Genomic DNA, 19,389 nt, shown 5'->3' on the forward strand with positions numbered 1-19,389 from the left:
TCGTTAGCTTAAAAATCGCACTCCTCTCGCGGCCAGCGGGCTGCGCAGCCTATCCGGTAGCGGGCTATCAGTAATCACCGCATGATAGTCAGCAAGCTGGCCAGCGGCACAGCGCAGCGGTAGGTCGAATTTGGTTTTATCCAGCACCAGAATGCGATAGGCGGCATGGGATAGCAGCGCTTCGCGGGCCATAACTTCGTCATCATTGTAGTCATATAAATGGCCATCACTGTCCATGCCGCCCACTGAGACAATGCCGACATCCACCCGGTAGCGTTGAAAGAAGCGCCAGGCATCGCCGCCAATCACATCTTGATCACGCCGCCGTACCCGCCCACCCGCTACCACCAGCTCGCATTCCATGGTGCACAGTTTGATGAGTGCGTGCAGGTTATTGGTCATAATCTGCAGACCTTGCTTATCGCGTAAGGCGTCAGCCAGTTGCTCTACCGTAGTGCCCGTACCTAAAAATAGCGATTGGTGATGCTGAACCAGCGAAGCGGCCTGGCGGGCAATCTGACGCTTACCCGCTTGATTAACGATTTGGCGCTGATCGTAGCCAATATTCTCCTGATCGGGAAATGGCAACACTTCTCCGTGGCGACGCAATACCAGCCCTTGCTCAGCCAAGACACGAACATCCCCACGCAGTGTTTGTATCGACACATCAAACTGGCCAGCTAGCGATTCCAGGGGCTGGCGACCTTGCTGGCGCACCTGTGCCAACACGGCACGGCGGCGCTCGTTTAATCCTATTATTTTCTTCACGTTGGCGACCACCTTAGTAACGAAAGCCTTTTTTTGACAGGCGAAAGCCTACCGCCATCAAACGAAAGCGTAGTGTCACGATGTTGTAAGGCGATGACAGTAGTGTGATCAGTGTTCACCTACTGGAGGTTTTACGATGTTGAAGCGCTCACTGTGCACTGCCGTTACGCTTGCAAGCTTTGCTCTATCGTCGTCACTGCTCGCTGATGACAAATTGGTGCTCTATACCAGCCAACCGAATAGCGATGCCCAACAAACCGTGGATGCCTTTCAGGCCGCCTATCCTGATATTGAGGTGGAGTGGGTACGCGATGGCACCACTCGCCTGATGACTCGCCTACGCTCAGAGCTTTCCGCGGGTGTCAGCAACCCAGACGTACTATTAATTGCTGACAGCATGACCATGACCTCACTCAAGCAGGAGGGCCATTTGCAGGCTTACCTCAGCCCAGAGCGGGAGGCTTATGATGAGGCGCTATACGATCCGGAAGGCTACTTCTACGGCACCAAACTGATCACCACAGGGATTGTGTATAACACCGCTGCCGAGCATCAGCCGCAGCGTTGGCAAGATCTGACGGGGCCTGACTATGAAGGCCTTGTCACAATGCCAAGCCCGCTCTATTCCGGCGCAGCGCTGATTCATATGGCAGCGCTGAGCGACAACCCCGACCTTGGAATGGGCTACTACGAGGCGCTGCAAGCTAATCGTGCAGAAGCTCAGGGCGGGAATGGCGGCGTGTTCAATGCCGTTGCCTCAGGCACGAAGCCCTACGGCATCGTGGTGGATTTCCTGCCGATTCGCGAGGCCGCCAAGGGCTCGCCGGTTGAGTTTGTCTTCCCTGCAGAGGGCGTTAGTGCGGTCACCGAGCCTGTCGCAATCATGCAGGGTGCCAACAACCCGGACGCCGCGCAGAAATTTGTCGATTTCGTGCTTTCTCAACAAGGCCAGGAACTCGTCAGCCAGCAAGGCTACCTGCCTGCCCACCCGGCTGTTGCACCGCCTGAAGGCTTTCCCGCTCGTGATGCTATCCAGCTAATGCCGATCAATATTGAGCAAGCACTGGAGCAGGAAGAGACGTTGAAGCAGCGCTTTAGCGACCTGTTTGGCGGCTAACCATGACACCGTCGCTTAACGTTGGCAGCCAGCACCGCTGGCTGCTCAGCCTAATCACACTCACGGTGGTGCTATTAAGCCTAGCGCCTAGCCTGCGGCTACTGGCTGAGGCACTTAGTGACCTTGGCCAGGGCAGCGAATCACCGCTATGGAAGGTGCTTAACGCAGCGAGTACTTGGCGAGCGCTGTGGCACAGTGTGTATACCTCGGGCCTTGGCATGTTGATTGCGCTGGTGCTGGGTAGCCTATTCGCCTTCGTGATTACGCTGACCGACATCCGTGGCAAAGCGTGGCTTGTGTTCTGCTTTATGCTGCCGATGATGATTCCTCCCCAAGTGACGGCGCTGAGCTGGCTACAGCTGTTCGGCCCCGCCAGCCCGTTGCTGAAAAGCATTGGTATGGCACCGCCACTGGGCAGCCCTCAGCCGCTCTACTCAGCGGAAGGCATTGCGCTGTTGCTGGGAATTCAAAGCGCACCGCTGGTCTTTTTAGCGCTGCGCACCTCACTGATCTCACTCCCCCGCGAGCTTATCGAAGCAGCCCGCATCAGCGGCGCGCGCCAGACCCAAGTCTGGGGGCAGATTATTTTGCCAGTCACTCGGCACGGTTTAATTGCCGGAGCGGCGATGGCGTTTATTTCTAGCCTGGGCAACTTCGGCATTCCTGCCATGCTGGGGATTCCTGCGGGCTACTACGTGTTACCGACACTGATCTACCAGCGTATGGCTAGCTTTGGTACTGGCGTGCTGGCAGAAATGGCAGCGCTATCGTTATTGATTGGTGTGCTGGCACTGGCAGGCGTTGCCTTGCAGCAATACTGGCTGAATCGCAGCCGCTTTGGCTTAGGCGGCCATAGCGGTCGCTCTCATGACTTTACCCTGGGCCGCTTTCGGCCAGCGGTGACGACCGTACTCGTCGGCGTTTTATTGGTGATTCTCGTCGCACCACTCGCGGCGCTGGTGGTCAGCTCATTGGTGCCCGCCATGGGCGTTCCCCTCAGCTTCGATAGCGTGACGTTAAACGCTTATCACGAAGTGATTGGCCGCCAAGGCGCCACCTGGCGCGCTGTACGCAACAGCCTATGGCTAGCAGGCGGTGCCGCGCTGGTGCTTATGCTGTGCAGCCTGCCGCTAGCATATCGCCTGCAGCGACTCCCGCCCCGTCTCCAGCAGTTGACGCTCAGCGCTATTGAACTGCCCTACGCACTACCTGGTGTGGTGCTGGCGATCGCCTGCATTTTGCTGTTCGTACGCCCTCTGCCGCTGATCAACGTTGCGCTCTACGGCACGCTCGGGCTGATCTTTGTGGCCTATCTGGCGCGTTTCTTAGTGGTATGCCTCAAACCCGTTAGCGCCAGTTTGGCTCAGCTTGATCCCTCCTTGGAAGAAGCCGCACAACTGGCGGGGGCAGGCCCGTGGCGGCGGCTAACCACGATCGTACTGCCACTGATTGCACCATCGCTATTTGCCGGGGGGCTGTTGGTCTTCCTGCTGGCGGTGAACGAGCTGACGGTATCGGCACTGCTTTGGAGCGCTGGCAACGAAACGCTGGGCGTATTGATTTTTAACCTTGATGAGGGCGGTGAGAGCGTGCTGGCATCTGCGGTATCGGTACTGGTGGTCTTGATGGTCGCCACGCTGATGCTGTCGCTCAGCCTGCTCGCCCCTCGTTTACCCAAAGGAGTCGTGCCATGGCAGGGCTAGCAATTCAACAGGTCACCAAACAGTTTGGCGACCATCGCGCGGTCAATGACCTCTCGCTAGAGATTGCACCAGGGGAATTTGTGGCACTGCTGGGCCCCAGCGGCTGCGGTAAAACCACCATGCTACGTATGCTGGCGGGGTTCGAAAATGTCACTGGCGGCGAAATACGCCTGAACGATACGCTGCTAGCCAGCCGCCATCACCATGTACCACCAGAGCAGCGCAACATGGCGATGGTGTTTCAGTCATACGCGCTCTGGCCGCATATGAACGTGGCCGACAACGTCGGTTACCCACTCAAACTGCGCCGCATTCAGGGCAGTGAATATCAACGCCGAGTTGCTCATGCACTGGCTCAGGTAGCCTTGGAACCCTATGCACAGCGTTCGCCACAGGAGCTAAGCGGTGGTCAGCGCCAGCGGGTCGCGCTAGCCCGCTGTCTAGTGACCGACCCTGCGGTTGTACTGCTGGATGAGCCGCTGGCCAATCTAGACCGTAATCTGCGTGCCTCCATGGAACACAGCTTTGTGGATTTCCACCGCCGTACCCGCGCGACGATGGTGTACGTCACTCACGATCAAAGTGAAGCCATGGCGATGGCGGACCGCATTGCCGTAATGCGCGATGGGGAGCTAGTACAGTGGGCAACGCCCGAAACGCTTTATCGCCAACCGCGCAGCGAATGGGTGGCCAGCTTTATCGGTCAAGGTAGCCAGTTGGCCATTGCCAACGGCGCGCCAGGGCAGCGGCTAACGGAAAGTGCCCTGATGCAAGGGCTGGCTGCGGCACACAGCTCCCGCTCCCAAGCTGCACGTCAACCCGTCCTGGTTCGCCCCGAACATATTCGCGTAGACGCCCAAGCTCCCAATGAACATGACCTCACCGGGCGCGTCGAGCGGCTGACCTTTCGTGGTGAACGCTACGAGTTACACCTGCGTCTGCCCAGCGGCGAAGCCTTGCTGGCTTACCATCACCACGCGCTTGAAGAGGGCCAACAAGTCGCTCTGCGGCTATTAGAAGGCTGGTGTCTGGAGCCTGACCAATGAGCACTCGTATTCATCTATTAAGCGGGCTGGGGGGTAAAGGCCCCGCCGCTATCGTGGTCGAAACCAACGGCAAACGGCTGCTGCTGGACGCAGGAGGCGCGCTGCACCCTGGGGAGCCTATCACCTGGGCAGATGGCTTGGGCGTAGACGCTATTCTGATTAGCCACGACCATATTGACCATATCGGTGGCGTTGCCGAACTGCCCGATACTATCCCGCTCTACTGCACGCCCTTAGTCGCCAACACATTGCCTAAACACCGCGCTTGGCAGCCTTTGCCAGCACGCGGAAGCCTTATGGTCGAAGGTATCAAGGTGACCACCGGCCAAGCAGGACACTCGCTGGGTGGCGTTTGGCTGCACTTGGACGTGGATGGCGGCATTTTCTACAGCGGCGATGCCTGTTTTGAATCCCGCTTGTTTCCTTTCGATATACCGCCACCTGCACGCACGGCGCTGCTGGACGCTTCCTATGGCAACTATGACCAACCCCAGGAAAGCTGCGTGCAGGCTATTCGTCTGCAGCTTGACCAGCCGTTAGTATTACCGACGCCTGAAACAGGGCGCGCCCTGGAAATGGCCCTGTGGCTGTCGGAAGAGGCCGACCGTCGTCAGCTCCCTTTCGCCATTGACCCGATTATTCGCGATAACCTCGCCGCACTGCTAGCACTGCCAAGCGACTTACGCCGCCCAGGTCTCGACAGTGCGATTAGCACACTGCTAGAACGGCAGAATGCTTCGCAGCCAGCGCTGCAGTTGGTTAGTGACCGCAATGATACGCCCGACCAATGGCCCAATTACCAGCTACTGCACACCGGTTACCTAACACCTGAACGCCAAGTTCAACTCGCCGCAGGCGAGATAAGCTGGCAACGCTGGAATGTGCATCTGCGCGCCTCCCACCTAGTAGCGCTTGCCGATCAGCTTGCTGCCACTCAGGTAGTGCCGCTATTTACCCCGCTGACTGGCAACTGTTTAAGCGAATGGCGTCAACGTCTGGGACAGCGGCTACGCATCCATCACACCTTAGAGCTTCAACCGCATATGGCCACGCGCCCTACCGCCCATTTAACCGTTTAGGAAATTAATAATGTCCGCAGTGATTGTTGATGTTGACGGCACGCTTGCCGAATTCCATCCCACCGACGTACACGAGTGGGTTCTTGGCCCCGCCAAGCAGTGGGATCCTTTTTTTGCCCATATGGCTGAAGCGCCGGTGATCGACGCGGTGGCCAAACTGGTTAAGATCCTGAAGGCCCAAGGCCAGCAGATCGTGATTTGCAGCGGCCGTCCGGATAGCCACCGTGAGCATACCCAGCGCTGGTTAGAGCGCCACACCATTCCCTTTGATGCGATGTACCTGCGCCCGCAAGGCGATGACCATGTAGATGATGAAGAGGTGAAAGCCGCGCTACTCAATCAAATGCGTAGCGACGGCTTTGCGCCTTGGCTGGTGCTGGATGACCGTGACGCGGTAGTCGCCCAATGGCGCGCACTCGGACTTACTTGCCTGCAGTGCGCACCGGGAGATTTTTAAGCGCTTGCCAGCCGGATTCGGTGCTGCCACACCAGCACCACCAAGGGCACCAGCGCGACGGGGATTAATAGTAGGTTAAGCATCGCCCAGCCCAAGCCGCTAACCAAAGGCCCAGCGAACAAGGCGGTCACCGCCGCGGTGCCAAACACTAGAAACTCGTTGGCGGCCTGGGTGCGCGCTTTATCCACCGGGCGGTAGCTCTCAGTGAGCAGTCCGGTGGCGGGTAGGAAGGTAAAGTTCCAGCCCAAGCCCAACAAAATCAGCGCTACGTTGAAACCGACTAAACCGATTCCCCACTGAGCAACCAAAGCACTGGCTACCAGCAGCAGGCAACCTGCCACAATGACTTGTTTGGCGCCGAAGCGGGTGGCCAAATGGCCAGTAAAGAAGGAAGGCAAGAACATCGCTACCACGTGCCACTGAATGGTCATTGAAACGTGGTTAAAGTGGTGGCCAGCTCCCTCCATGGCGAGCGGTGTGGCGGTCATCGCCAGATTCATCACACCGTAGCCGACCATCGCCGCGCTCACCGCGACAATAAATCCGGGCTGGCGAAGTATCTTCCCTAGCGGCAGTGCGCTGCCTTCGCAGTGGGTGCGAGAAGCGGGCGGTAACCGTGTCAGCATCAATACCGCTAATGCCAACGCATAGAGCACGGCTAAACCCACGAAACTGCCCAGAAACGGCACCTCGCCCAGCTCACGGCTCACTCTGGCCAACCACGGTCCTGCAAACGCCGCCAGCACACCACCGCCCATCACCAGACCAATCGCCCGGTCACGCATCAATGCCGGAGCGGCCTCTACTGCGGCAAAGCGATACAGTTGACCAAAGCCAATGCCGATACCAATCAGCCAGGTGGCCAGTAAGAACAGTCCAAAGTGCTCACCCATCAGCGCCTGGACGGCAACCAGTGCGCCTACGAATCCCACTATATTGCCCAGAATAAAGCCACGCTTTCGCCCCAGTCTGGCCATGATTAGTGAGGCCGGAATAGTCGCGCACATCAGCCCCAGCCACTGGGTAGCGACAGGCGCTGTCGACCATGACGCGCTAGGGGCCAAGGACGCCCCTATCAGCGGTGATACGGCGATCAACAAGACATTGCCAGTAACCAGCAACGCCTGACAGAGCGATAATAGAGTGACGGTTAAAGGCATGAGAGGTTCTCCTGTGTGGCGCCAGCATGGGAAGAGGCAAAGCGTTGACGATAGACCGAGGGCGATACGCCGTAGTAGCGCTGAAACTGGCGGCGCAACTGCTCTGCGCCGCCCAGCCGCCAGCGTTGCGCTAGGCGCTCAAGGGAGAGCTGCTCGCGCTCATTGAGCAGCGCCAGGCGCGCTTGTTCAAGGCGTAGTTGGGTCAGGTAAGTACCCGGCGTAGTATTCAGATAACGCCTGAACAGCCGGGTTAAATGACGCGGGGAGACCGCCATTAGGTCGGCCATACTCTCAAGCCCGTGATCTACGCTGGGGTCGGCATGGAGTTGATCCAGCAGGCGGCGCAGCGGCCCCGCCTCTTGCTGGTGGCGCAGTATCTCGCTGAACTGTGACTGCCCACCTGGACGCTGCAAAAACACCACTAACTCGCGCGCCACTCGTCCGGCTAGGTCAGCACCGTGGTCCGCCTCTACCAGCGACAGCGCCAAATCAATTCCTGCCGTTACACCGGCGCTGGTGTAGCGGCCGTTGCTTTCGATATACAGTGCATCAGGCTCAACGCTTAGCGCGGGATACTCTTCGGCCAATTGAACTGCATGGCGCCAGTGGGTGGTGACGCGGCAGCCATCCAGCAGCCCTGCAGCGGCTAGTAAAAATGCCCCAGAGCAGATAGATCCAAACCGTCTCACCTCAGGGGCGACCTCAAACAGCACCTGTTTCACAGCGGCTATGTCACGCTGCTGCATCACGCCACTGCCGCCCGCCACCAACAGCGTATCCAGGGGCAGTAAATGCTTAAGCTGGTGGTAGCTGTGCGTCGCATGCACGGCTAAGCCGCTGTTGGTGGCTACTGGGCCAACGGCATCGGAGACCAGCGTCAACTGATAGAGCGGTTGAGGGCTTAACGCATTGGCGCTGGCAAACACCTGCCAAGGGCCACTGACATCCAACAGTTGGCAGTCAGGGTAAGCAAATAGGACAACATGGCGAGTCACAGTCTCTCTCCGCTAACGGGATATAGAAGCATGAGAGAGTGTCAGCGCTACGCCCGATGTCGGCAAGGACCATTACCCCACCGATTCGGACATCTTTATCAAAAACGATACATTAGGCTCAGCCCGTTCTCTCTATCTCTAATGGCGACTCCATCCTGCGTACGCTGGAAACGAAATCGCTAAAGCGCTCGCCCTGAATCAATACATGGTCGCTCAGTGCTTGCTGAGCAGCCACAGAGTCGCCCCGCTCAATAGCCTCGACGATGGCTTGATGCTCGCTGAGAGAGCTATTTACCCGTTGACGCACCTGCAGCTGTAGCCGTCGGTAAGGCTTTAAGCGCTGCTTCAATTGACGCGCTTCGCTGGCCAAAAAGGCGTTGTGGCTAGCGGTGTAGATACAGTCATGAAACCCTTCGTTTTCGTAGTAATACTCGTCGCTGTCACCAGCCAGCGCTGCTGCTTCGCAGCGCTGATGCGCTTCGCGTAACGCGGCCAGTTCGGCTTCGGTAATCCGCCGTGCCGCCAAGCGGCCGCACATACCCTCTAACTCCGCCATCACCTCGAACATCTCGATCAGTTGATCAATTCCCACTTTCGCAACGAAGGTGCCCTTCTTCGGCGAAACGGTGACCAAGCCGCTGGCGACCAGCTGCTGAAAGGCTTCGCGCACCGGGGTACGCGAGACCTGAAACTCTCGCCCTAAGGCTTCTGGATCCAGGCGCTCTCCCGGTAAACGACGGCCATTGATGATGTCATCTTCAAGAGAATCTCTTAATCGCTGAGCGTTAGAAAGCTTAGTGCCCGTCATGTTTCACCTCCTTGGATCACGACTCATGTTAGCCATTTTAATGCTGTCATATAGTTGACATTAGCATACGTAGCGCCTATTGATATATATATCAGGTCAACTGATAGATATATATAGCCAATCCAAACACACAACAACAACTGTTGGAGACGCCACATGCAACGCTATTTGATCTCAACTGCTGCCGCCCTTGGTCTCGCCATTGCGGCTTCTTCCCATGCCTCTGCCGATACCGTGCTACGCGCGTCGCACCAATTCCCCGGAGGGCAAGGGGATGTCCGAGACGAAATGGTGCAAATGATGGCCCGCCATGTCGCCGAGGCAGATGTTGGCCTGACGATAGAGGTCTACCCGGGTCAATCGCTGTTTAAAGCGCGTGAACAGTGGGGCGCTATCGCTCGTGGTCGCCTCGATATCACCTCGCTGCCGCTGGATTATGCCAGCGGACGGCACCCGGAGTTCTCTGCCACGCTGATGCCTGGCTTAGTGCGCAACCAAGCACACGCTCAGCGTTTGAATGACTCCGAATATATGGAGATGATCAAAGCGGTGATTCTAGAGGGCGGCGCTCGAGTACTCTCGGATGCGTGGCTATCGGGCGGTTTTGCCTCTAGCGAACAGTGCGTTACCTCCCCGGATACCGTCGAGGGCCAAAATTTCCGTGCTGCCGGACCTGCGTTTGAACAAATGCTTGAGGCCGCTGGTGCCTCTATTGCCTCCATGCCCTCTTCTGAGGTGTATACCGCCATGCAAACCGGTGTGTTGGATGCCGCCAACACCTCGTCGATGTCGTTTATCTCTTTCCGGCTTTATGAACAGGTTGAATGCTTGACCGAACCGGGTGACTTCGCGCTCTGGTACATGTACGAGCCGATTCTTATTTCCGAGCAGGTATGGCAAGGGCTTAATGAAGAGCAGCAGGCGGCGCTGATGGAAGCCGGAGAAGCCGCAGAGGCCTTCTTCGCTGAAGAGGCCGCCGCCATTGATCAGGAGATGGTCGACCTTTACGAGGAGAATGGCGTCGAGGTGGTCAGTATGAGTGAAGAGGACTACAACGCCTGGCTCGATATCGCCAAGGAAACTTCCTACAAAAACTTTGCCGACAATGTGCCCAATGGCCAAGCCATTATCGATGCAGCGCTGGCCGTCGAATAAGCAACCCACGAACGCCTAATGGCTCGGCTGCCCTTCGGGGTGGCCGTTTTCAACGGATGCTTGCTTAGCTTGGCGAGATAACCAGCTTGACGAGGGAAATATGGCACCTGCAACGACTCACAATGCCCTTGCTCGCGGGGGCATCATTGGCGGCTACATTCGCGTCATGGATAAGCTCTCGCGGCTTTCCGCCTATTTAGCCTGCGCCATGTTTATCGCTGGCGTATTAGTGATTTGCCAGATGGTATTTATTCGCTACTTACTCGGAATGAGCACCAGTTGGCAGACCGAATTCACCATTTTCTCAGTAACGGCGGCGATGCTGATGGGCAGCCCTTATGTACTGATGACCGGCGGCCACGTCGCGATCACGATTGTGCCCGATGCGCTGGGCGGTACTACCCGCACCATCATGCGTTTGATCGCTTCCCTGTTTGGATTAGGTTTCTGTGCCGCCCTGGCGTATGCCAGCTGGGTGTATGTTTTTGAGGCACTCCACGGCGGGTGGACGACGGGCTCCGTCTGGAATCCACCACTGTGGCCCGCCCTGCTGCCCATGGCCGTCGGCGCCACCCTGCTGTCGTTGCAGTATGTGGCTGAAATTCTGCGTGGGGAGAGTTAAGCATGGATCCCATTACCTTAGGCATTATTGTCGCCATCGCCCTGATTGGACTAATGGCCATTGGCACCCCTATCGCTTTTGCCCTCGGCGGTGTATCGCTGCTAGCACTGCTCTACGACCGCGGCCTTGCCGAGCTCACCTACTTCGGTGAAACCTTTTTTGACCGCATCGCCGAATTTGGTTTTGTCGCCATTCCGATGTTTATTCTGATGGGCGCCGCGGTAGCCTCCTCCCCCACCGGACGCGATCTGTATCGCTCGCTGGATCTATGGATGGGCAAGCTGCCCGGCGGCTTGGCGGTTTCCAATATCGGCGCCTGTTCAATCTTTGCTGCGCTCTCGGGATCATCACCGGCCACCTGCGCAGCGATTGGTAAAATGGGCATTCCCGAAATGCGCATGCGCGGCTACCCGGATGGCGTCGCGGCGGGGCTGTATTGCCGCGGGCGGCACCCTGGGCATCCTGATTCCGCCGTCGGTCACCATGATTATCTACGGTATCTCCACCGAAACCTCGATTGGTCGACTATTTATTGCCGGGGTGGTGCCAGGCTTTATGCTCGCGGGCCTGTTTATGATCTGGACGATGATCGCCTGCAAGCTGGCCGGTGGCTATAACAATTCCATGAACAATCCCATGGCGGAGTCCGTCGAACGGCTAAAGCAGAACGTTAAGCAGAATGTTGATAGCAACCTGAAAGCGCTCGTGCGTGTTCTGCCTTTCCTGGGCGTGGTCGCGGGCATCCTATTTGCCTTGTATGGCGGGGTGGCAACACCTTCAGAGGCGGCGGGCGTGGGTGCATTTCTGTGTTTGGCGCTGGCGATTCTGATCTACCGCATGTGGCAGCTGGGCCCAATCAAGCTGATTATGCGCGACTCACTGCGCGAAAGCGTGATGATCATGCTGGTGATCGCCACCGCCGAAGTGTTCGCCTACGCGCTCTCCTCCATGTTTATCACCCAAACCGTCGCCGCTGCGATTGCTGATCTGGAGATCAACCGCTGGGCGCTGATGGGGGGTGATTAACCTCTTCCTGTTAGTGGCCGGTTTCTTCCTGCCGCCTGTGGCCGTGATCGTCATGACCGCGCCGATTCTGTTACCCATCATCCTGGCGGCTAATTTCGACCCCTACTGGTTTGCGGTGATTTTGACCATCAACCTGGAGATCGGCCTGATCACACCGCCAGTGGGTCTCAACCTGTTCATTATTAAAGGTATCGCGCCGGATATCTCGCTGCGCGACATTCTGATGGGAAGCTTGCCCTACGCGCTATGTATGGTGCTGGGTATCTTGCTGCTGTGCCTCTTCCCGGGCATCGCGCTTTGGCTACCTAACTTGATCATGGGTTAAGGAGTTCGACCATGAACATGCTGTTTTTGCAGGAGCTGTTCAACAACATCACCCAGCGTGATGCGCTGTTGCGGCGCCGCCATCCCGAGAACTTAACGCCCGACCATGGGCAGTTGATTCATGCCTGTCAGAAATTGTTGGAAAGCGATGGCGAAGCTTCCAGCATCGCGCTGGCAAGCCGCGCCTTGGCGATTTATCAGCGCCTTTCGGCAGCTGAAAAAAGCAGCTTCTTTGCCCGCCTAACGACTGACTTTGCGGCCGAGCCCGGCCCCATTGACGCGGCCTATCTGGCGTATCAAGACGCTCGCGACAATCAATCGCTACAGCGCTTGTTTGAAGCCTGTGAGCCCCGTCGCCAAGAGCTTTTCCGGCGCCTAAATCTCGCCAGCGACGGCACCTATGAGCTGGTTAAAATGCGTGAAGACCTGCTGGGGTTGCTACGCGAACAGCCGGAATTAGCGGCTATCGACAACGATTTCGCTCACCTGTTCGGCTCCTGGTTTAACCGTGGTTTTTTGATGCTCAAGCGCATTGACTGGAACACCCCCGCCTCAATTCTAGAGAAGATCATCCGCTACGAAGCGGTACACGAGATTCAGGATTGGGACGACCTGCGCCGTCGGCTGGATGCCCGTGACCGTCGCTGTTTCGCCTTTTTCCACCCGGCGATTGGCGATGAGCCGCTAATCTTTGTAGAAGTGGCCCTCCACAAGGGCCTGCCAAGCCGTATTCAACCCATCCTCTCTGGCGAAAGCAGCTATAGCAAAAAAGGTATCGATGACCCCGAGGATGCTGACACGGCGGCGTTCTTTGGCATTAGCAACTGTCAGAACGGGCTGCGCGGGATCTCCTTCGGTAATTTTTTGATCAAACAGGTGGTGCAAGAGCTCTCCCAGGAGCTGCCGCAGCTTAAATACTTCGTCACCCTCTCGCCGGTGCCTGGCTTCGCTCAGTGGCTTCAGGAGCAGCGGGACGATGAGCAACTTCCCTCGTCGCTGCGTCAATCACTCAAAGGGCTTGAAACCCCAGGATGGCATCAGGACCAAGCCCTTGAGGAGCAGCTGAAAGCCGCGATTCGCCCACTGGCCGCCCGTTATCTGGCCGAAGAGAAAAACCGCCACGGCTTGCCACTCAATCCGGTGGCCCGCTTTCACCTCGGCAATGGCGCCGAACTGCACCGCATTAACTGGCTGGGCGATACCTCCGAGAAGGGCTTTAAACAAGCCGCAGGACTGATGGTTAACTATCTGTATGTGCTGAACGATATCGAGCGCAATCACGAAAACTATACCGCCAAGGCGGCCGTTGCTTGCTCAAATGAGGTGCGTGACCTCGCCAAACGCGCCCGCAAGCTGGCCAAGGGAGAGACCACCAAATGAGCTACAACCTATTTGAAACCTTTGCTGCCAAAATGCGCGAGCGCGCAGAGGCCGATTTTATCACCACCCGCGACGGCCGCCGCTATCGCTACGCCGATGCGCTAACCATCAGTGCGCAGCTTGCGGGTGCACTCACCGAGCTAGGCGTTAAGCAAGGTGACCGCGTCGCGGTACAGGTGGATAAAAGTCCTGAGGCGATACTGCTTTACTTGGCCTGCCTGCGCATCGGCGGCGTCTATTTACCCCTCAATACGGGCTATACCAGCGATGAAATTCGCTACTTTTTAAATGACGCCGAGCCAGCGCTATTTGTTTGTCGACCGACACTAGAAGAGCAAGCGCGGTTGCTTGCTGCTGAAACCGGCTGCCCTGCGGTGGCAACCCTAGGCAGCGCTGCCGATGGCAGCCTGATGGAAGCCGCCCAAGCGGCAACGCCAAGGCAAGACATAGTGGCGATTGGTCAGCGTGACTTGGCTGCGATTCTCTACACGTCAGGCACCACCGGGCGCTCCAAAGGCGCTATGCTAACGCACCAAAACCTCGCCTCTAACGCCGAGACCCTGGCCAAAGCATGGCACTTCAGCGCTGATGATCGGCTGATCCATGCACTGCCAATCTTCCACACCCACGGCTTATTCGTCGCTTGCAACGTCACCTTGATAGCGGGCGCCAGCATGCTATTCCTGCCCAAGTTCGATGCGGATGTGATTTTTGATGAGCTGCCCCATGGCAGTGTGATGATGGGCGTTCCCACCTTCTATACCCGGCTAGTTCAGGACGAACGACTAACCCCAGAAGCGACTGCCCATATGCGGCTGTTCGTTTCCGGCTCTGCGCCACTCACCGCCGAGACCCACGAGGCATTTGAAGCCAAAACAGGCCATGCGATTCTTGAACGCTACGGCATGACCGAAACTAATATGAATCTCTCCAACCCCTATGAAGGCGCCCGCCGAGCAGGCACCGTGGGCATGCCGCTACCCGGTGTGGAGATGCGCATTACCAATCGTGAAACCGGCGATGAGGTGCCTTTGGGCGAGATTGGCATGCTGCAGATTCGCGGCCCGAATGTGTTTATCGGCTACTGGCGAATGCCCGAAAAAACCCGTGAAGAGCTATTAGACGATGGCTTTTTCATTACCGGCGATCTCGCCATGGTCGACGAGCAGGGCTATGTGCATATTGTGGGCCGTGACAAGGATCTGGTGATTTCCGGCGGCTACAACGTCTACCCCAAAGAGGTGGAGCAGGTGATCGATGAGCTTGAGCAAGTCGCAGAATCCGCAGTCATCGGTCTACCGCATCCTGACTTTGGCGAAGGCGTTACCGCAGTGGTCGTTCGCCAGCAAGGTGCCGATCTTGGAGAAAACCAGCTTGAAGAGGAGCAAGTAATCACCCATTTAGATGGACGGCTCGCTAAGTATAAGCAGCCCAAGCGGGTCTTCTTTGTCGATGAACTGCCGCGCAATACGATGGGTAAGGTGCAAAAAAACGAGCTGCGTAAGCGCTTTGGAGATACCTACCGAGCGACTTAGCTCTATAACCGCCTTACAAACACTGACGCCCCGCATAGGCGGGGCGTCAGTGACAATATCTACGTTGTGTTAGCGGTGGTCAGCCAGCAAACGAGGCGTACATAATCACCACTAATACCACAAGCACAATGCCGGTTGGCACAGCGCCCTTCCAGGGAGTGAGATCGACATCGCCCGAATCTTCTTGCACCCAGGCGGTGGCGCGGGGACGCAGCTTACCAATGATCAGCATCACGGCAACCAACAGCACGAACACAGCGGCGACAAAGTGGAACTCATGCATCACCATCGGCAGCTTGTTAAACGGCGGAACAAAGTAGCCTGCTGCGATCAGCAAACAGCCCCCTACTAACGCTACTTTAGCCGCCATGGGAGGCACGCGTTTGGTCAGAAGCCCCACCAGAACAACCGCCAAAATAGGGATAAAGTAAATCGCGTTCATCTTCTGCAGGTAGCCAAATAGACTATCCTGGCCTGCCAACAGCGGCGCAATAATCATGGTCGTTACGGCCATAATCCAGCCAAATACCTTGCCTGATTTCACGACCTCTTCTTCAGTGGCATCTTTTTTCAGCACACCTTTATAGATACCCAGGCTGAAAATCGTGGTGGTACTGTTTAGCGCCGAGTTAAACGAGGAGAGAATCGCCCCGACCATTACCGCAGCAAAGAAACCTGTTAGGTACGGCGGCAACACGTTAAACACCAAGTGGCCATACGCTTCGTCCGCGCGAACGCCTTGGTCGGCGTAAAGGTGGTAAGCAATGATCCCCGGCAGCACCAGATAGAGCGGGCCTAACAGTTTAAAGAAGCCGGTCAGCAACACACCTTTTTGGCCTTCTGCGAGGTTTTTTGCCGCAAAGGTGCGCTGAATAATTTGCTGGTTCGTCGTCCAGTAAAACAGGTGTAGCAACAGGACGCCGGTAAAAATAGTCGAGAACGGCACCTGCTGGTCAGGACCACCTACCGAGTTAAATTTACTCGGATCGCTCTCTTTCAGAATGCTCCAGCCTTCCATGATGCCACTGCCATTGCTCACTGCCTGAAGGCCGAAATAAACGATGACAAAGCCCCCGATCAATAGACCGACGCCATTCAAGGTATCTGAGACCGCTACCGTACGCAGGCCACCAAACAGCGCATAGACCGCGCCGATGATGCCAACCGTCCAGACAGTGGCCCACAGCAGCGCCGTACTCGACTGAATGCCGGTAAGCCCTTGAAGATCAAGCATGCCCTGTAAACCAATAGCCCCTGAATAGAGAATGATAGGCAACAGCACAACGGCGTAAGCAATCAAGAAAATCACATTGGCAATCAGTTGAGTACCGTTATCAAAACGTATTGCTAACAGCTGTGGAAGCGTTGCGATTCCACTTTTAAGAAAGCGCGGTAGGAAAAACAGCGCCAGTGCTACCAAAGCGATCACCGCAATCACTTCCCAGGCCATAACACTCAGACCATCGGTAAACGCGGAACCGTTTAGCCCAACCATCTGCTCAGTTGAGAGATTGGTCATCAGCAGTGAGGCGGCTATTAGTGGAAAGGTTAGTGTCCTTCCGGCTAAGAAATAGCCACTCGTACTTCGGTGATCATCTCTACGCGTAATGCGCCACGTAACAAAGGCCACCAGGCCGGTAAAAAAGAGAAACGATGCCAGCGTTAGGGCATGCATGGGAAGGTCCTTGGGAGTAGTCGCTTATCGGCAGGCGACGCAGTGAATGTAGGTAAAATTACCAATATTCACAGGCATTCTAAGGAGATGAAACGATTCAACTATTATTCTTTAGTAGCAATAAAAAGAAAATAAGACGTTTTTTTTACTACCTAAGTGTTTTTTACAAGTTGCTACGGTGGTTGATCACTACGGAAGGAGGGGCCAAGTCATAAGGGCTAAGTCACAAGTGCTAAGTCGCACGGATCAAGCCGCACAGTCCATGTCACAATGATGTTACTTTAGCGGCCACTCATCACGCTTGATTTCATCGCAAAGTGCATCACCTTTGTCACAGCATTTACCTGTCGAGTGACGTAGCGTTAATGAGAAAACTGGACAGCCTTCATAAAAGCCGCTGAAATCGTCATATGATAGGCTTCTTGTAACGTTATTTAACGCTAAGCAATCAGTGTTAGCACTTCCTACTTACTAGCGTCACCAGTTAACTCGGAGCAGAAGCGATAATGACAGCGCGTTGGAAATCCTTGCCATTACGGTTACGACTGTTTATCTCATTTGGAACGGTATTGGCACTGGCTATGCTGCTAGCGCTCTACCTGCAGGCCCGTTCACATAGCCAGGCGCGCTTGGAAAACTTGCTAAACGAAGAGCTGCCTAGTCAGGTAGAGGGCCTTGCCACCCGGCTAACGCTTAGGTTGAGTCCAGCGCTAGCGTTGTCAGAAAGCCTAGCCGACAGCTATTTCATTGAGCAGTGGGTGCGCAACGGAATGCCAGACACCGACCAGCCGGGCGTCATGCGCTATTTGTCACGTTTGATGGAACAGCTCGACACCGAACTGTTGTTTATCGCGGCTCAATATCAAGGGCGCGGCTACTACTTCCAGTACCGCGGTGGAGAGTTTCTAGAGCGGACGCTACAAGCGCCCGGCGGCGATGATGACTGGTACTATCAGTTTACCGATAGCGATACTGCTTATAATCTAAACCTAGACAGTGATACTTTCTCACCAGAAGAAGCGTTTGTCTTTTTAAATTTCCGTAGTCGTGAACAGGCACTCAATGGTCGCCCTCTTATTGTGGCTGGTGCGGGGCTGGATCTTTCTCGATTGGCGCAGCTAATTGAAGACTTCCGACTTGGCGAAACCGGCCGCGCCGCGTTACTCAATGCGGAGGGTGAGTTACTTATTCGCAGTGACGAGACGTCACTGGCAGCGCTTCAAAGCCAGGAATCAGCCAGCTTACTGCAAGATGAAAAAGAACTTCGTGTGCACGAAATCCAACGTGATAACCACACCTTTTTAGTCTCCACCCGCTGGTTACCCGAGCTGCAGCGCTACTTGATGGTTGAAGTTTCTAAAGAGGAGTATTTAAGCTCCATCAGAGAACGTTTTTTTGCATCGACGGGCTTCGGGCTTGTGATCCTCTTAGGTGGGTTGATTATTTTATACCCACTTACCGGCAGCTTGATCCGCCCCTTAACTCGCCTGCAACGCCAGCTTAAAGAGATTACCAACAGTCTCGATTTATCCCGCCGCGTAGACACCGATGATCAGGCTGAAATTGGCGATTTAGCGAATCAGACTAACGAGCTGCTAGCACGCTTATCTCGAACCATTATGGCGGTTTCCAACAACGCACTGGCACTCACTCAAGTGGCCGATCGCTTAGCGCAAACGGCGGGACTGTCGGGTATTCAAGGCGGGGACATTAGTCATGAAGCGAACCAGACGATGGCCGCCGCTGTAGAAGAAATGGCCTCGTCAGTGGCTGAGATAACCTCGACCATGGAGGAGCTTTCAACCTCATCTACACAAATCGCTGATCATTCGCAATCTGTGGTAGAAGTAGCCAATCAAACGCTTGAACGCAGCCGTAAGGGCAGCACAGCGATGCAACTGCTGCAGTCAAAAATGCAGGATATTCGCAGCGACAGCGAACAGAGCTTGACAGAAATCATGGCACTGGGCGCTAAGTCTAAACAAATCAGCAAGGTCATGGAGCTGATCAACACCCTTGCTGCGCAAACTAAACTGATTGCCTTTAATGCCGCCCTAGAGGCATCAAGTGCGGGCGAGTCAGGTCGCCGTTTCTCTGTTGTGGCAAACGAAATACGTCGCTTGGCAGATAGTGTTACTGACTCAACCCAAGAGATAGAAGGCCACACCGAAGAAATTCAAAATGCCATAAATCGTTTAGTTGTCGCCTCTGAAAAGGGAGCGTCTTCAATAGAGAAAGGCGTTGAGGTCAGTATTCATACCGCTCAAGACCTGGATGCACTACTCAAAGCGGCGAGCCAAACCAGTAGCGCAGCGCAGCAAATATCACTGTCAACCCAACAGCAGAAAACTGCTAGCAATCAGGTGGTTATTGCTTTGCGCGATATTGATACAGCCAGCTCACGTAATGCACAGTCAGTACGCAGCATTACCGAGATCAGCCAAGATATGATCAACATGTCGGCAGAGTTAAATGCGCTGGTGCAGGAATTTACCTTGGCTCAACAGGATGCAAACCACCAACGCCCTTCGTGAGGACG

The 19,389-nt window shown here is 55.8% G+C and carries 15 protein-coding genes and 1 pseudogene; 11 read left to right on the forward strand and 5 right to left on the reverse strand.

The genetic code is table 11. The features are described from left to right. Window positions 1-3: 3 nt before the first annotated feature. On the reverse strand, window positions 4-759 hold the full coding sequence (locus INT21_RS04190; RefSeq protein ID WP_319021976.1) for a DeoR/GlpR family DNA-binding transcription regulator: 756 nt from the start codon (window positions 757-759) through the stop codon (window positions 4-6). Between the two features lie 145 nt (window positions 760-904). On the opposite strand from INT21_RS04190, the gene INT21_RS04195 reads away from it, so the two are divergent. Genes INT21_RS04195 through INT21_RS04215 form a run of 5 tightly spaced genes read left to right on the forward strand, consistent with a single transcriptional unit; the run spans window position 905 to window position 6,170 of the window. After that, a complete protein-coding gene (locus tag INT21_RS04195; protein ID WP_193060082.1) occupies window positions 905-1,885 on the forward strand; it encodes an ABC transporter substrate-binding protein in 981 nt (326 codons plus the stop codon). A 2-nt stretch (window positions 1,886-1,887) separates the two neighbouring features. After that, window positions 1,888-3,588, forward strand: a complete 1,701-nt coding sequence (locus INT21_RS04200; RefSeq protein ID WP_193060081.1) for an ABC transporter permease — start codon at window positions 1,888-1,890, stop codon at window positions 3,586-3,588. After that, window positions 3,576-4,634: an ABC transporter ATP-binding protein gene (locus INT21_RS04205; RefSeq protein ID WP_089040682.1), complete on the forward strand. Its 1,059-nt coding sequence runs from the start codon at window positions 3,576-3,578 to the stop codon at window positions 4,632-4,634. The genes INT21_RS04200 and INT21_RS04205 overlap by 13 nt, the downstream gene beginning before the upstream one ends. Next, entirely contained in the window at window positions 4,631-5,713 is a 1,083-nt protein-coding gene (locus INT21_RS04210; RefSeq protein ID WP_193060080.1) for an MBL fold metallo-hydrolase, read from the forward strand. Before INT21_RS04205 ends, INT21_RS04210 begins: the two co-directional genes overlap by 4 nt. A 10-nt stretch (window positions 5,714-5,723) precedes the next feature. Continuing rightward, the gene (locus INT21_RS04215; protein WP_089040680.1) at window positions 5,724-6,170 is read left to right on the forward strand and encodes a phosphatase domain-containing protein; all 447 of its coding nucleotides are present in this window, start codon (window positions 5,724-5,726) and stop codon (window positions 6,168-6,170) included. On the opposite strand, the gene INT21_RS04220 is transcribed toward INT21_RS04215, so the two are convergent. From INT21_RS04220 to INT21_RS04230, 3 genes are all read right to left on the reverse strand, one after another. Further along, window positions 6,167-7,330, reverse strand: coding sequence for an MFS transporter (locus INT21_RS04220; RefSeq protein WP_193060079.1), 1,164 nt, complete (start codon window positions 7,328-7,330; stop codon window positions 6,167-6,169). The two genes, INT21_RS04215 and INT21_RS04220, sit on opposite strands and share 4 nt — an antisense overlap. Beyond that, window positions 7,321-8,325 carry a GlxA family transcriptional regulator gene (locus INT21_RS04225; protein WP_193060078.1) on the reverse strand — a complete coding sequence of 335 codons (1,005 nt, stop codon included), beginning with the start codon at window positions 8,323-8,325 and terminating at the stop codon, window positions 7,321-7,323. Before INT21_RS04225 ends, INT21_RS04220 begins: the two co-directional genes overlap by 10 nt. A gap of 118 nt (window positions 8,326-8,443) precedes the next feature. Continuing rightward, window positions 8,444-9,133 (reverse strand): GntR family transcriptional regulator, encoded by a 690-nt coding sequence (locus INT21_RS04230; RefSeq protein WP_089040677.1) that lies wholly within the window; start codon window positions 9,131-9,133, stop codon window positions 8,444-8,446. A 156-nt stretch (window positions 9,134-9,289) separates the two neighbouring features. On the opposite strand from INT21_RS04230, the gene dctP reads away from it, so the two are divergent. The 5 genes and pseudogenes from dctP (at window position 9,290) to INT21_RS04255 (ending at window position 15,175) form a co-directional block, all read left to right on the forward strand. Further along, entirely contained in the window at window positions 9,290-10,288 is a 999-nt protein-coding gene (gene dctP, locus INT21_RS04235) for a TRAP transporter substrate-binding protein DctP (RefSeq protein ID WP_193060077.1), read from the forward strand. A 100-nt stretch (window positions 10,289-10,388) separates the two neighbouring features. Beyond that, entirely contained in the window at window positions 10,389-10,910 is a 522-nt protein-coding gene (locus INT21_RS04240) for a TRAP transporter small permease subunit (RefSeq protein ID WP_193060076.1), read from the forward strand. A gap of 2 nt (window positions 10,911-10,912) precedes the next feature. Beyond that, window positions 10,913-12,261, forward strand: a pseudogene (locus INT21_RS20640) (TRAP transporter large permease). A gap of 11 nt (window positions 12,262-12,272) precedes the next feature. Continuing rightward, window positions 12,273-13,640, forward strand: a complete 1,368-nt coding sequence (locus INT21_RS04250; RefSeq protein WP_193060075.1) for a malonyl-CoA decarboxylase — start codon at window positions 12,273-12,275, stop codon at window positions 13,638-13,640. After that, on the forward strand, window positions 13,637-15,175 hold the full coding sequence (locus INT21_RS04255; protein ID WP_193060074.1) for a malonate--CoA ligase: 1,539 nt from the start codon (window positions 13,637-13,639) through the stop codon (window positions 15,173-15,175). Before INT21_RS04250 ends, INT21_RS04255 begins: the two co-directional genes overlap by 4 nt. Before the next feature lie 79 nt (window positions 15,176-15,254). Here the strand turns inward: INT21_RS04255 and INT21_RS04260 are convergent, their stop codons facing one another. Beyond that, window positions 15,255-16,850, reverse strand: a complete 1,596-nt coding sequence (locus tag INT21_RS04260) for a solute:sodium symporter family transporter (protein ID WP_089040671.1) — start codon at window positions 16,848-16,850, stop codon at window positions 15,255-15,257. 506 nt (window positions 16,851-17,356) lie between these two features. Between INT21_RS04260 and INT21_RS04265 the strand changes: the two genes are divergently transcribed. After that, window positions 17,357-19,384, forward strand: coding sequence for a methyl-accepting chemotaxis protein (locus INT21_RS04265; protein WP_193060073.1), 2,028 nt, complete (start codon window positions 17,357-17,359; stop codon window positions 19,382-19,384). Window positions 19,385-19,389 lie beyond the last annotated feature (5 nt).

The organism is Halomonas sp. 3F2F (genome assembly GCF_014897805.1).
GTDB lineage: Bacteria > Pseudomonadota > Gammaproteobacteria > Pseudomonadales > Halomonadaceae > Vreelandella.